This window comes from Arthrobacter sp. 05L44 (assembly GCF_056397605.1).
In genome coordinates this window covers 75,678-89,344 of sequence record NZ_JBFTNS010000004.1, presented here as the reverse complement: position 1 = coordinate 89,344, position 13,667 = coordinate 75,678, and the positions used below count along the sequence as shown (strand labels likewise).

At 66.8% G+C, this 13,667-nt stretch carries 11 protein-coding genes; 7 read left to right on the top strand and 4 right to left on the bottom strand.

The genetic code is table 11. The features are described 5' to 3' along the window. Nucleotides 1-5: 5 nt before the first annotated feature. Nucleotides 6-1,202 carry a 5-methylcytosine restriction system specificity protein McrC gene (locus AC1DHY_RS10680; RefSeq protein ID WP_476878135.1) on the top strand — a complete coding sequence of 399 codons (1,197 nt, stop codon included), beginning with the start codon at nt 6-8 and terminating at the stop codon, nt 1,200-1,202. A 15-nt stretch (nt 1,203-1,217) separates the two neighbouring features. Here AC1DHY_RS10680 and AC1DHY_RS10675 read toward each other — a convergent pair whose 3' ends face one another. Continuing rightward, a complete protein-coding gene (locus AC1DHY_RS10675; protein ID WP_476878125.1) occupies nt 1,218-1,475 on the bottom strand; it encodes a hypothetical protein in 258 nt (85 codons plus the stop codon). Between the two features lie 234 nt (nt 1,476-1,709). On the opposite strand from AC1DHY_RS10675, the gene AC1DHY_RS10670 reads away from it, so the two are divergent. Further along, nucleotides 1,710-2,258, top strand: a complete 549-nt coding sequence (locus AC1DHY_RS10670; RefSeq protein ID WP_476878134.1) for a TetR/AcrR family transcriptional regulator — start codon at nt 1,710-1,712, stop codon at nt 2,256-2,258. 69 nt (nt 2,259-2,327) lie between these two features. On the opposite strand, the gene AC1DHY_RS10665 is transcribed toward AC1DHY_RS10670, so the two are convergent. Further along, complete coding sequence (locus AC1DHY_RS10665) at nt 2,328-2,750, bottom strand: very short patch repair endonuclease (protein WP_476878124.1); 423 nt, start codon at nt 2,748-2,750, stop codon at nt 2,328-2,330. A 38-nt stretch (nt 2,751-2,788) separates the two neighbouring features. Further along, nucleotides 2,789-3,223: a pyridoxamine 5'-phosphate oxidase family protein gene (locus tag AC1DHY_RS10660; protein WP_476878123.1), complete on the bottom strand. Its 435-nt coding sequence runs from the start codon at nt 3,221-3,223 to the stop codon at nt 2,789-2,791. A 253-nt stretch (nt 3,224-3,476) separates the two neighbouring features. Between AC1DHY_RS10660 and AC1DHY_RS10655 the strand changes: the two genes are divergently transcribed. The 3 genes from AC1DHY_RS10655 (at nt 3,477) to AC1DHY_RS10645 (ending at nt 6,232) form a co-directional block, all read left to right on the top strand. After that, a complete protein-coding gene (locus AC1DHY_RS10655; protein ID WP_476903593.1) occupies nt 3,477-4,139 on the top strand; it encodes a DUF6318 family protein in 663 nt (220 codons plus the stop codon). Continuing rightward, a complete protein-coding gene (locus tag AC1DHY_RS10650; protein WP_476878121.1) occupies nt 4,136-5,071 on the top strand; it encodes a PKD domain-containing protein in 936 nt (311 codons plus the stop codon). Before AC1DHY_RS10655 ends, AC1DHY_RS10650 begins: the two co-directional genes overlap by 4 nt. A gap of 90 nt (nt 5,072-5,161) precedes the next feature. Then, the gene (locus tag AC1DHY_RS10645; RefSeq protein WP_476878120.1) at nt 5,162-6,232 is read left to right on the top strand and encodes an alkene reductase; all 1,071 of its coding nucleotides are present in this window, start codon (nt 5,162-5,164) and stop codon (nt 6,230-6,232) included. A gap of 579 nt (nt 6,233-6,811) precedes the next feature. Here the strand turns inward: AC1DHY_RS10645 and AC1DHY_RS10640 are convergent. Then, nucleotides 6,812-10,420 carry a TM0106 family RecB-like putative nuclease gene (locus AC1DHY_RS10640; RefSeq protein WP_476903592.1) on the bottom strand — a complete coding sequence of 1,203 codons (3,609 nt, stop codon included), beginning with the start codon at nt 10,418-10,420 and terminating at the stop codon, nt 6,812-6,814. 129 nt (nt 10,421-10,549) lie between these two features. Between AC1DHY_RS10640 and AC1DHY_RS10635 the strand changes: the two genes are divergently transcribed. Further along, complete coding sequence (locus tag AC1DHY_RS10635; protein ID WP_476878118.1) at nt 10,550-11,197, top strand: SOUL family heme-binding protein; 648 nt, start codon at nt 10,550-10,552, stop codon at nt 11,195-11,197. Nucleotides 11,198-11,211: 14 nt separating this feature from the next. Next, nucleotides 11,212-13,626: a Tex family protein gene (locus AC1DHY_RS10630; protein WP_476903591.1), complete on the top strand. Its 2,415-nt coding sequence runs from the start codon at nt 11,212-11,214 to the stop codon at nt 13,624-13,626. Nucleotides 13,627-13,667: the final 41 nt, after the last annotated feature.

The window sequence follows — 13,667 nt, the reverse complement described above, 5'->3', positions numbered from 1 at the left end:
TTGTGCTGGACGAGTTGTCCGGGGGAGTGGTGGAGCGGATCGATGCCGGCAGCGCCGCGTACATCAACGGCAGCGGACTGGCCAAGGCCTCGCCGCTGGGCATGGGCCTGTTCCGGATTGAACCCGTCGGGAAGGTCGGATCGGTGCGCACCCCGTCGGTGCAGCTCGAAGTGCGGCCCAAGGAGCGGCTCGGCCTCGGGCGGCTGCTGTTCCTGCTCGGCTACACCGAAAACCAGGGCTTCCGCGATGACGCCGTGGCTGCCGTCGAGGACGCGGACCTGTGGAGCGCCCTGGCCGAGTCGCTGGCCCAGCTCGCGGACCGGGCCCTGAGCCGCGGGGTGCTGCAGGGGTACCTGAACGTCGACGAGTCGCTGCGCACCGTAAAGGGCCGGATCCGGATGTCGGACCAGATCTCGCGCCGCCCCGGCATGCTGGTGCCCCTGGAGGTCTCCTACGACGAATTCACCGAGGACATCCCGGAGAACCGGATCCTGCGGGCCGCCCTGGAACGCATGTCCCAGGTCCCCGGCGTCCGGGCCGACGTGCTCAGCCGGCTGCGGCGGCTGAAGGGAAAGCTCGACGCCGTGACCCGCCTTCAGTCGGGCGCGCCCCTGCCGCCCTGGCGGGCCAGCCGGATGAACACCCGGTACCATCCGGCGCTGCGGCTCGCCGAGGTCATCCTGCGGAACGCCTCGGCCGAAGCCGGCGACGGCAAGCAGCAGTCGGCGTCGTTTGTGGTGGACATGGCCAAAGTCTTCGAGGACTTCGTCGGCACCGCCCTGCGCGAGGCGATGGGCGCGTTCCCGGGCGAAATGCGGCTGCGGTACAACTCGATGCTGAACGAGGCCGTGCGCGACACCGACCGGATCATGGTGCAGCCGGGCGCGGTGCATTTGCTCGGCGGGCGGCCGGTGATGGTGTACGACGCGAAGTACAAGGCGGCGTCCGACGTCGGCGCCTCGCTCTCCGCCGACCACTACCGGATGCTGGCGTACTGCACCTCGCTGCGGGTTCCGACGGCCTGGCTTGTTTACGCCGGCGCGGGCGAGATCAAGCTGCGGCGGATCCTCAACACGGACATCGACGTGGTGGAGTTCCCGCTGGACCTGTCCCTGCCGCCGAAGGAGATCCTGGCCTCGGTGGCCGACCTCGCGCAGCAGTCCTGGGGCGAAGTTGTCCGCCAGGCGACCATCAGCCGCTGAGCGTTCTTCCGCGCGCTAGGCGATATTGTCCTGCGCCGCCGTGGAGACGGACAGCAGGTGATTCAGGAGTGCCTTTTCCGGCTCTCCGGGATTGTTTGCGACGTGCCAGCGTAGCTGCTCGCGAACCAAAGCCTCATCGGGCTTGGTCTCCTCGAGAATTGCCTCGATGATGGCGGAAACCTGGCGGCGCAGGGGCTCCAGATCCTCCTGAGTTTCAGGGGTCCGGGCAGCGTGCCGCGTGCGGGTCTCGGTAGACAACAACAGGTGTGGCATGGTGCATTCTCCTGCGGAGTTTGTAGTATCCCCACGTACTGACCAATAAGTGCTAGTCCCCGAGCTTCGATCTTAGCTCAGGTAGACCAGTCTGTCTCGTGTAGCGGTACGATATTTTCGATGTCTCTTCCAACCAATTCCCAGGCCGCATCACCACCGCCCCAACGCGCGGGCGGAGGCCATGCTCCTGCGTCCGGCAGCGGCACCGCCGCCGGTGCTGCCGAGACTACCGGGATCCGTGAACGCATTCTGGATGTTGCCTACGAATTATTTTCGCGTCGTGGCGTGCGGGACGTCGGCATCAACGAGTTGATTAGCCGCTCCGGTGTGGCGAAAGCCAGCTTCTACCGCCACTTCGCATCCAAGGACGAGTTGGTGCTCGCCTTCCTGGAGCGCCGCGACCGGCAATGGACGGTCGCCACCATCATTTCGGAGGCCCGACGGCGGGGCCTCACCCCGGAGGGCCGGCTGCTGGCCATCTTCGACGTCTTCGCCGACTGGTTCGCACGGGAGGACTTCGAGGCGTGCTCGTTCGTCAACATCCTGCTGGAGATGGGCCCCACCCACCCCCTGGGCCGGGCCAGCATCGACTACCTCGACAAGATCAGGGGCCACGTGCAGGAGCTCGCCGAAGAGGCTGAGCTCAACGACCCGGATGGCTTCGCCCGGTCCTGGTACATCCTGATGAAGGGCGCGATCGTTGCTGCCGCGGGCGGAGACCGGGCCGCGGCCGGGCGTGCCCGGCATATGGCCGAGTGGCTGATTGCCCATCATCGGCGTTAGCGGGTGGTGGTGTTAGCGGCGGAGGCCGCGGGGCTGGGGCTGGCGTCCGGCGTCCGGCGTCCGCCGGTGTCAGCGGCTGAGGAAGCCGTCGAGCTGGTGCTCGAGGGCCGAGAGGTCCTTCAGCTCGCACTCCCACACGGTCAGAACCTGCCATCCGGCGCCTTCGAGCAGGCGGCGCTGTTCGGCGTCGCGGTTCCTGGTGCGGGTGCGTTTGGTATCCCAGAACTCGGCGTTGGATTTTGGTGCGTGCTGGCCCACCCGGCAGTCGTGGAAATGCCAGAAGCAGCCGTTGACGAAAATAACCTTCCGGCGGCTGGCGAAGACGAGGTCCGGGTTTCCGGGGAGCCTGCCACCGCTCGCGGTGCCGTGCAGCCGGTAGCGGTAGCCCTTGGCGTGCAACATCCGGCGGACCAGGAGTTCGGGCTTGGTATTCTTGCCGCGAATCCGGGACATGTTCCAGCTGCGCCGCTCAGGGGTCAGCTTGTCCGCCATGGTTCAAGTCTAGGCGGCAGGCATATGAACGTTGCCGCCTAGATCTCGCGTTCGGGGTGCTCGCCGAACTGGAAATGCCGGCCACTCGCCGTCGTCGGTTCGATTTCGACGTAAAAGTCTTTCAGCGTTGGCACCCACGGTTTGAGTCCGAGGGCTTCGGCCGCAGCGATGTCGGCTGAGTTCTCCAGGACCAGCGCCGTGCCCCGAAGAACCACGGACCATGCCTCTTCGGACATGATGCCGTCCGTCTCGAAGAGGACCTTGGAGTTGATAGTTAGCTCGGCCAGCTTGTTGCCCGGTGCGGTGCGGAGGTAGAGCTTGCGGTTGGTCGTCGCGTAATTCACCGGGAAGATATCCGGCTCGCCGCCCACTGTCACCACCAGCCGGCCGTGTTGTGTTCCCTCGATGAGTTTCCAGATCTGGTCATCAGTCAGGGTCAGGATGGGGCTGCCGTCTGTGTGTTCGAACATCATGGGCCCATTGTTCTGGCCGCTGTAGAGAATTTCCAGAGTCGGTGGTCCCGGGTTAGTGGTCCGGGGTTGGTGGTGGTGGTGGGGCGGTGGTCGGGGCCGGGTTCCCGCGGGGCTCGTAGCGGCGTTCCGACGCAACGGCGGGAGCCCCGCGAGTGGGCTGTGGATAACCCTTACCGCGGGAATGTGATCTCAGTTACCCTTAGGCATTGTTTGGATTCAGGCGTCTTGATTTCTATCGGGGGAATAGCTGAACATGACAACTCGCATTCCAACCACCGGCCGCAAGCTTGCCGCCGCTGTTGCACTGCTCACCGCGACCACCCTCTTGGGAACGGCCTGCACGGCGCAGCCGCCACCCAGTTCCGCTTCAGCGAGCGGTTCGGCCGCAGAAACCGCTTCCGCCGGTCCCAGTGAGACGCCCAGCGCCACACCGACGCCGACCGCCAGCTACAGGCCCGCCGACGCCAAGGGCCGTGCGCAGAACGTCCCAGTCCCCGTCATGCCGGCGGCCGCGAAGGCGAAGACGAAGGAAGGGCTGGAGGCCTTCGCACGGTATTGGTTCGAACAACTGAACTATGCCTACGAGACAGGCAAAACGAATGAGCTGTCGGCGACTACGGCACAGACCTGCGAACTCTGTTCCAATCTCGTAGGGGCCGTCAAGCATAACTACCAGGGAGATCGCTGGCTAGTCGGAGGCAAAATTGCTGCAGCGGCCATTAGTACGAAATTTGATGCTGGGACTGATGGAAATTATCAGGTAGTAGTGCAGGTCCAGCAATCGAAGATTTCTTATTTCGCCCCCGACCGATCTCAATTCCGCGCCCCGACGCCGCCTTCAGATACCGGGAATATCATGCTGTCAGCGTTTCGCAATGGAGCGTGGCAGGTTACAGGTCTGCACCCGATCCGATGAACATCTTCAGGTTCCGGTTCGCGATCTTGGCATCACTGGTCCTTGCCTTGGCCCTGACCAGCGTCACTTCGATTTCTGCAGTCGCCGATGAGGGAGTCGATGCGGGCTTTGGGAACCAAGGTGTCAACGTCGGCGGCTGGAGGATGGATCCGGCTACCGGAAAGTTCGTTCCCACTGAACCTGGAACTCCCTCGTCGGATCCGTTCCAATACAAATACGAGCTCCAATGCCATCTCGGGGGCGGCGATTTTGATGCCGACTGCCTGAAGACTGTGGTCGAGTGCAAGAAGGGCCCGGGCGGTAAGGACGGGATTCCTGTCATTTGGCTGAAAGCGCCCGCTGGGGTGCCGAACCCGGTCTGGAGCTATCACTCGGGCCCAACGTGTCTCTTCGATGCCCGCCCCGAAGAACTGTTGCCCCGCATCGCCGCGATGATTCAAACCGAGTTCCAAAAACTTCCGATCGCCGCAGGCCGTGTAACAGCTCAGCCCAGCCCGCATACGCTTCGAGGTGCAGAGACGAATTTCTTCGGCGAGGCAGCCGAACAACAGTTCGACATCAAAATACTGGCGCAGGACGTCCACGTGGACGCCAAACCTGTCCAATACACGTGGAGTTACGGCGACGGTACTTCGTTCGGTCCCCAGAGTTCGGCCGGTGGTCCGCTGCCGCAGGAGCGGTGGGGTGAAAAGACGTCCACCAGTCACGTCTACGCCCGGACCGGTGACTTCGCGGTGGTCCTGACGACATTTTTCCAGGGCACGTACTCGGTCAACGGAGGACCGCCGCTGCCGATCCCTGGCCAGGGGCAGTTCAACGCGCCGCCGCAGCAGGTCAGCGTGTGGCGGTCGATCACGCGTAACTACGCCGACGACTGCCTTCGAAATCGGCAAGGCCAAGGGTGTCCCGGCGCACCGCCGTCGTCCCGATGAAGATGCGGTGATCCGAGTCTCAGCTGGAATAGTTGCAGACGCCGCGGAGTTCCCTTCAGTGGACCCAATCCACTCCGAAAGGAATTGCGCATGCTGTTTTCCCCCATGACCATCGGCCAGCTGGAAGTACCCAACCGACTCGTGATGGCTCCGCTCACCCGAGTCAGGTCGGGCAAAGAGGGCATCCCCGGCCCGCTCGTCGTCGAGCACTACAGGCAGCGCGCCTCACTCGGCCTCATCGTCAGCGAAGGGACCTATCCCAGCCCGGCCGGCCGTGGCTTCCCGGGCCAGCCTGGTCTGGTTACTGAAGAACAGCTCAAGGGTTGGGCCGACGTAACTGCTGCGGTCCACGCCGAAGGCGGCAGGATCTTCGCCCAGGTGATGCACGCCGGCCGCGTCACCCACGAGGACACCACGGGTGGCTACGAAGTGGTCGCCCCGAGTGCCATCGCCATCGAAGGCCAGACCCGCACCTACGAGGGCAAGCAGTCCTTCCCGGTTCCGCGTGCGCTGGCGACGGAAGAGCTGGCTGGCATCCGGGAGGAGTTCGTTCAGGCTTCACGCAATGCAATCGACGCAGGGTTCGACGGCGTCGAACTTCACTCCGCGAACGGCTACCTGCTTCACGAATTCCTGACGCCGGCCGCGAACCAGCGCGAGGATGTGTACGGCGGTTCGCCCGAAAACCGCGCCCGCTTCGTCATTGAGGTAACCCAGGCCGTCGTTGACGCCGTGGGCGCAGACCGTGTGGGCATCCGTATCTCGCCGGAGCACAATGTCCAAGGTGCTGTGGAAGAAGACGCCGCCGATGTACGCGCCACCTACGGCATCCTCGTTGACGCCCTGGCCCCACTGAAGTTGGCGTACCTCAGTGTCCTCCACAAGGAACCGACGAGCGAACTCGTTCAGGACCTGCGCTCCCGCTTCAACGGAACGTTCCTGCTGAACACCGGCTTCGGCGTTGTGACAACTCGCGAAGAGGCAACGTCGTTGATTTCCGACGGCCACGCTGACGCCGTCGTCGTGGGTCGCCCGGCCATCGCGAACCCGGACCTCGTGCGCCGCTGGCGTGAAGGACTTCCGGTCAATGAACCCAACCCGGCGACGTTCTACTCCGACGGTGCCGAGGGCTACACGGACTACCCGGCCTACCAGAACTAGGCTCGCCGTCCCGGCCTAGTCCGGGATGGACATGCCCATTGGGCGCCTCGAGCAGTGGACAGATTCATATTCTGTCCACTGTTCGCGTTTAAGGATGGACATGTCCGTCCGCCAGGTTGGCCAGGAACGGGCATGTCCATTGGTAGGTGCGGAGAACGGGCATGTCCATGGGGGTCGTGCAGGGATTGGGCCTGTCCGGCGGTGACCTTGGTTAGAGACGGACATGCCCATTGGGTTCCGCGAACAGTGGACAGATTCATATTCTGTCCACTGTTCGCGTTCAAGGATGGACATGTCCGTCCGGCAGGTTGGCCCGGAACGAGCATGTCCATTCGTGGGTGCGGAAACTGGGCATGTCCATCGAGTTGGTGCAGGGGTTGGGCCTGTCCGGCGGTGACGTTGATTAGATACCGACATGCCCATTGGGGGCCTCGAACGGTGGACAGATTCATATTCTGTCCACTGGTCGCGTTTAGGGATGGACATGTCCGTCTGCCACGTTGGCCCGGAACGGGCATGTCCATTCGTAGGTGCGGGGGACGGACAGTCCATTGGCTGATGCGGGAAACGGGCATGTCCCTAACGAGTCGGGGGAACCGATCGCTCGCAGAGGCCGATGAAGGCTCCCAGTTGCTCCAGGCCGTCCGGGTGGGCCGGCAGGAAGTTGGTCAGCTCCGGCGCCCGGACTATGACCGCCCGCCATTGCCCGCGGGACACCGCCACGTTGATGCGGTTGCGGGAGAGCAGGAACTCCATGCCCCGGGGAGCCTCGGCCACGGCGGAGCATGCCAGGGAGACGATCACCACCGCGGCCTCCTGTCCCTGGAACTTGTCCACCGTGCCCACCCGGACTCCGGACAGGCCCGCTTGGTCCAGGGCGTCGCGGACCAGATTCACCTGGGCGTTGCAGGCCGCCACCACCAGGATGTCCGCGGGCTCGAGGGGGCGAGTGCCCTCGGCCGTGTGCCACGTCAGCCCCAGATGACGCCGCACCTGCTCCACCACCGCGGCGGCTTCCTCCGGCGAGGACGTGGTGTTGCCGGTATGGGGCAGAATTACCGTTTCTATCCCGGCGGGCACGCCGTCCAGGCGCCGCAGGTCCGCGGCGGCGGCGGAAGTCAGCCGCCCGTCGTAGGACAACGCCGAGACGGCCCGGCAAAGCTCCGAGTTCATCCGCCAGGAATCGGCGAGAAAATATCCGAGTTCGGGCGGAAGGGTGGCGTGCCCGGCGGAGATCCAGCCCAGGGCCGACTCGTCGACCGGCTCGGGATGCCTACCCTGGCTGACCTGCGGGAGCTGCTGCGGGTCGCCGAGCAGCAGCAGTCGGCTGCTTGCCTGGGCGACGGCGAGGGTGTTGGCCAGCGAGAACTGGCCGGCCTCGTCAATCACCAGCAGATCCAGCGACCCTGCCGGGACCGTGGACCCGGTCATGGTCCAGGCCGTGCCGCCGATCAGGGCCCCGCCGGGGGAAGCCAGCAGCGCCGCCACGTCCTTGGCCGTCCGCGATTGCCAGGGGAGCGGACCGTCGTGCTTCACGTCCTTGGCCACCAGGGCCGGGCTGACATCGGCTTTTGTGACGGCGGTCCTCAGCAGGTTTTCGACCACCGCGTGGGACTGGCCGACCACACCAACCTTCCAGCCCCGGGCGACCAGCCGGGCAATGACGTGGGAGCCCACGTGGGTCTTTCCAGTACCCGGGGGACCCTGGACGGCGACGTAGGAGTGGTCCAGTCCAAGGACCGCGTCGGTGATGGCATCGATGAATCGATCCGGTCCGTCGCCGGGCTGCGGCAGCGGCGCGCCTCCGCTAAGCGTTGGCGGCAACCGGCGGATCAGATCGAGGCCCGGATGACGGGGGATCGAACCGGCGGCCAGCCCGGCGGCCACCGAGTCCGCGAGTGATTCCAGCGCCTGTTCCAGGCTTTGGGTGGCGAGGGGCTGGTCCTCGGTCAGGGCGATGGGCAGCTCATCGTGGGGCGGCACGTTCTTGTGCAGCCGGTCCCGGATGATGACGGTGTCCTTGCCGTCCTCATGCCCCAGCGCCAGGACTTCTGTGCCGAACCAGCCGTTCCGGCCGGTCCCTTCTTTGCCGGTGCCCTCCAGGCCGGCGGGAAGCGGCCGGCCGTACATACGGAACCATTTGCTGCCTTCGCGCAAGTCCGAGCCTGGACTCACGGTGCCGGTCAGTTTCACCCGCCGCTCCGGGAGCTTCCGTCCCACCTGATGCCAGTCGTCGAGGATCTCCGCCGACTCGACCAGGAACACGTTCCGGTCCCGGTCGTGGGTGTCCGGACCCTGCTCGCACCGGTCGAAGTGCGCCCACCAGAACGATTTCCGCTCCCTCCGGTGATAGCTCACCGCCGCCGCCAGCATGGCGACGGCCTTACGGTCCTCCTCCGGCAGGCCGCGTCCGGGCTCCGAGTAGGCCAGCAACGCCACCTCCGACGGGCCGAGGGTCGGCCCGCTGTCCGGGGAACCGCCGTCGTCCTCCGAGCTGCCGCGCGGGGCGGGCACCGGACCCGGGCCGGCCGGCTCGATCCCGCGTTCCCGGGCACGCTGCAGCAGCCAGTTCCGCAGCTCCAGGGTTGAGAGGCAGTCGTATTCGTTGTAGTCGGAGATGCCGTCAAGGATCACCGCCGCGTCCCCGGCCCGGCCGGCGTCGCGGGCTTCGCAATAGCGGGCGTAGGCCACCACCGACGCGCCCGCGTCCTTCACGTCCCCGGACCGGAGATTGCTGCCCATGTAGAGCGGCTCGAGTTTCTTGATGCTGTAGGAATTCTCGGAGATGCGGATGCTGTTCCGGACCGTCTGGTACAGGTCCACCAGCAGTCCCGCGCGGAGCCATTCATCCACAATGTCCTCGCCCGCCACGTGCTGCACGGACAGTTTCCGGAGCGCTGTCTTTTCGTACGGGGCGTAGTGGTAGACATGCATATCCGGGTGGTCCCGCCGCCGCTTCTCCACGTAGTCCAGGAAGTCCAGGAACGCCTGCTTCTCCGCAGCCCGGTCGTGAGCCCAGAACGGCCGGAAAACCCCCGGCACACCGGGTGCGGCCGGCGCCTCGATCACGCCGAACAGGTACTCGAGGCCCCACACCCCCGTGGCGCTTTCCTGCCACAGCGGATCACCCTCGAAATCGAAAAAGATGTCCCCGGGGCTGGGCGGCGGCAGTTCCGCGAGGGTGTTCTTGGCCAGGACGCCGTAGCGCAGCGTGTGTTCCGCACCGTCTTTGGTGTACCGGACCTCCCCGTCGGCTGCACCGACTCCGCTCTGCATCCGGGCCTGTTCCTGCAGCCGCTGGAGCGTGGGTGTGGGATTCGTCAGCCTCGCCCGGGCCAGCTCCGTGACGGTGTAGACGCCTGTGTCGTGGAGGTGCTTGCGCTGCTGCGCGTTCATCCGGGCCACGAGGAGCAGATCGTCGGTGGCCTTGACCTGCTCCTGGCAGTAATCGCAGCGGCCGCAGGCCGTGATCGCGTCTACGCCCCACCGGACGGGGGCGGACTGCGCGATGTGCGCGGACGTCAGGGCAACGAACCGGTCACGGCGTTCCCGGAACACGGGCAGGATTTCGGCGAGTTTGTGGTGGCTCCGGACGTAGTCGTATCCGCCGCCGGGCAGCTGCACGGTGGCGCCGAGGACCAGGGTCACCGCCGGGTCCACAGGGATTCCGGCCCTGAGCAGCTGATCGCCGTAGGCGGCGAGCTGGAGCAAGGCGGTCACCTTGGCGTGGCGGGCCAGTTTGGTGTCGAACACGGCGTAACCGCCGTCGGGCTGCCGGACCAGGAAATCGGAGCGGCCATGGAACTGCCCGTCAAAGAAGGCGGCCTGGAACACGACGTCGGCTCCCGCACGCAGTGCCTCGATCGACTCCCGGTGCTTGGCCGCCAGGCTGGCGCGGTCCATCGCCCCGGCGGGAACGACGTCGTACACGCCGTGCCCCCGGGCCGGGTCCCACGTCCCGAATTCGTCCACGAACCCGTCCAGGACTTTGCGCTCGTGGACATCGCCCAGCCGGGCAGCGTGCTCAAGCATCTCGTCAGTGCCGAAATCGGCCGTGGCGGTGCGGCCCAGTTTCTCGTCCAGTTTGCGCAGCAGCTGGTATTCACAGTCCACAGCCACCACAAGGTCGCTCGCGGAGTAGACCAGGTCCGATGCCGCGCCGGCTGTTTCCGGTTCAAGAAAAAACACTGTGCCCCCGTTTGGCCGCTGGTCGAGTATCCCTGCTGCCAAGCTATCAAAGCCCTCCGACAGGAAACCGGCGGCCGGGCAAAATCACTCTGGCCGCTGTCGGAGGACCGGCGTAGGGTCGGGAAGACCATGACCGAACAGCAGCCCTATGACCTGGTCCACCGCTACCCGCACTTCGAACTGCGCCGGTATCCCGCCTATGTTGTGGCGGAGATCCGGGTGACCGCGAGCTTCGACCGTGCCGGGAACGCGGCCTTCCGGCACTTGTTCAATTACATCAGCGGCAGCAACACCGCCTCGCAGAAGCTCGCCATGACCGCCCCGGTGGTCCAGGCGGAAAGTGCCGGCGGGCCGGGAGTAACTCCCGGACCCGGTGCCGCCCGAAAGCTGGCGATGACCGCCCCGGTGCTCCAAAGCGGCCCGCTGGCGGGCGATGATGCGCCGGCGGACTTCGTGGTTGCGTTTGTCCTTCCCGCGGGCCTGACTGCCGAGACTGCTCCGGTGCCCACCAGCCCGGGCGTCCGGATCCGCGCCGTGCCCGGAGCCCTGTCCGCTGCCCTTCGCTTCACCGGGCGCGGCACCCGGTCCGCGTTCGCGCAGCGCAACGACGGGCTACAGGCGGCGCTGACGCTTGCGGGGCTGACGGCCGTGGGGCCGCCGCGGTTTGCCCGCTTCGACCCGCCGTTCAAGCCCTGGTTCCTGCGCCATAACGAGGTAGTCCAGGACGTGCAGGAGACCGTGGCGCCGGCGGGAACGGAGGGCGCCCCGGCCGGGTAAGGCAAAATAGACGGGTGAGCCAAACCCCGCAGCGCCCTGCCAAGACCGCCCCGATTGAGACCCAGATCGCCGCCGAACTCGGCGTCAAGCCGTGGCAGGTGACAGCGGCCGTGGAGTTGCTCGACGCCGGATCGACGGTGCCGTTCATTGCCCGGTACCGCAAGGAAGCCACCGGCACCCTGGACGACACCCAGCTGCGCACCCTGGAGGAACGGCTGCGTTACCTGCGCGAGCTCGAAGACCGCCGTCGGACCATCCTGGAAGCGATCGCCGCCCAGGGCGCCCTGACCCCGGACCTGCAGGCCGCCGTCGCCGGTGCCGACACCAAGTCGCGGCTCGAGGACATCTACCTGCCGTTCAAGTCCAAGCGGCGCACCAAGGCCCAGATCGCCCGGGAAGCCGGCCTGGAGCCGCTCGCGGACGCGCTGCTGAAGCGTCCGGATCTGGATCCCGAACGCGAAGCGGCCCGTTACCTGAACGCCGAACACTCCATCGGCGATGCCGCCGCGGCGCTCGCCGGAGCCCGCTCCATCCTCATTGAGCGCGTTGCCCAGGACCCCGACCTGGCCGCCACCCTTCGCGACCGGCTCTGGACGCAGGGCCGTATGGTCTCGCGCGTCAAGAAAGGCAAAGAGGCAGAGGGACAGAAGTTCAAGGACTATTTCGCGTTCTCCCAGGCGCCCGCCGGGATGCCGTCGCACCGGGTGCTGGCGCTGCTGCGCGGCGAAAAGGACGGAATCCTGGAACTGGATCTCAGCGAGGCGGACCCGGACGACGACGCCGCTCTCACCGCCGCCCGCGGACGGTATGAAAGCGCCGTGGCCAGGTTCCTCGGGGTCGCCGACCGTGGCCGGCCCGCCGACGCCTGGCTCGTGCAGACAGCGCAGCAGGCCTGGCGCTCCCGCGTGCTCAGCCGCCTCAGCGGCGACCTGCGCAGCCGGATGTTCGCCGCCGCCGAGGACGAGGCCGTGCGGGTGTTCGCCGCCAACTTGCGGGACGTGCTGCTCGCCGCCCCGGCCGGCAACCGCGCCACCCTGGGCCTCGACCCGGGCCTCCGGACCGGCGTGAAAGTGGCGGTGGTGGATGGAACCGGCAAGGTGGTCGCGACGGACACCGTGTACCCGCACGCCCCCGCCCGGAAGTGGGACGAGGCGCTCCGCACGCTACTGGCCCTGGCCCGGAAACACGGCGTGGAGCTGGTGGCGATCGGCAACGGCACTGCCTCCCGGGAAACGGACAAACTCGCGGCCGAGCTCATCAGGCAGCTGGGTTCGGGGCCCGGCACGGCGCCGCAGAAACTCGTGGTCTCCGAGGCCGGCGCCTCCGTGTACTCGGCCTCGGCGCTCGCCGCCGCGGAACTGCCCGGGATGGACGTGTCCCTGCGCGGGGCTGTCTCGATCGCCCGGCGGCTGCAGGATCCGCTGGCCGAACTGGTGAAGATCGAGCCGAAGTCCATCGGCGTCGGGCAGTACCAGCACGACGTCACCGCGGCCAAGCTGGACCGCAGCCTCGACGCCGTCATCGAGGACTGCGTAAACGCTGTGGGCGTGGACCTCAACACCGCCTCACCGGCGCTGCTGAGCCGGGTGGCCGGCGTCGGGCCGCTGCTGAGCGAAAACATTGTGGCGTACCGGAACGAACACGGTCCCTTCGCCAGACGCAGCGAACTGAAGAAGGTGCCCCGGCTGGGCGCGGAGGCCTTCGAACAGTGCGCCGGCTTCCTGCGGATCACCGGGGGAGCCGAACCGCTGGACGCCTCCAGCGTGCATCCCGAGGCGTACCCGCTGGCCCGGAAGATCCGTGCCGCGGCCGGGGCCGCAGCCGCGTCCGGGTCCGCGGCGGGCGGGAACCTGTCCGCGCTGGACCCGCAGGACTTTGTGGACGGCTCGTTCGGGCTGCCCACCGTCCGGGACATCATTGCCGAGCTGGAGAAACCCGGCCGGGACCCGCGGCCTGCGTTCGCGGCGGCCACGTTCCTGGAGGGGGTCGAGAAGATTTCCGACCTCAAACCGGGCATGGTGCTCGAGGGAACGGTCACCAACGTGGCGGCCTTCGGGGCGTTCGTGGACGTCGGGGTGCACCAGGACGGGCTGGTCCACGTCTCTGCGCTCGCCAACCGCTTCGTCGCGGACCCCCGCGAGGTGGTCAAGTCCGGGCAGGTGGTCCGGGTCAAGGTGCTCGAAGCCGATCCGGAGCGGAAGCGCATTTCGCTGACGCTGAGGCTCGACGACGAACCGTCCGGCGCCCCGTCCCGGCAGCAGGCCGCACCCCGGGTCGCACAAAAGCCGGCCCCGCAGGGCGCACAAAAGCCAGCCCCCAAGGGCGCCCACAGATCCACACCCGGCATGAAGCCCAACGCCGCGCCCAAGGCCGGCCCGGCGGACACCGCGATGGCTGAAGCCCTGCGGAAGGCCGGTCTCGGGAGGTAGAACCGCCGTTCGTCGCGGATTGGCTACCGCTCGGCGCAGAA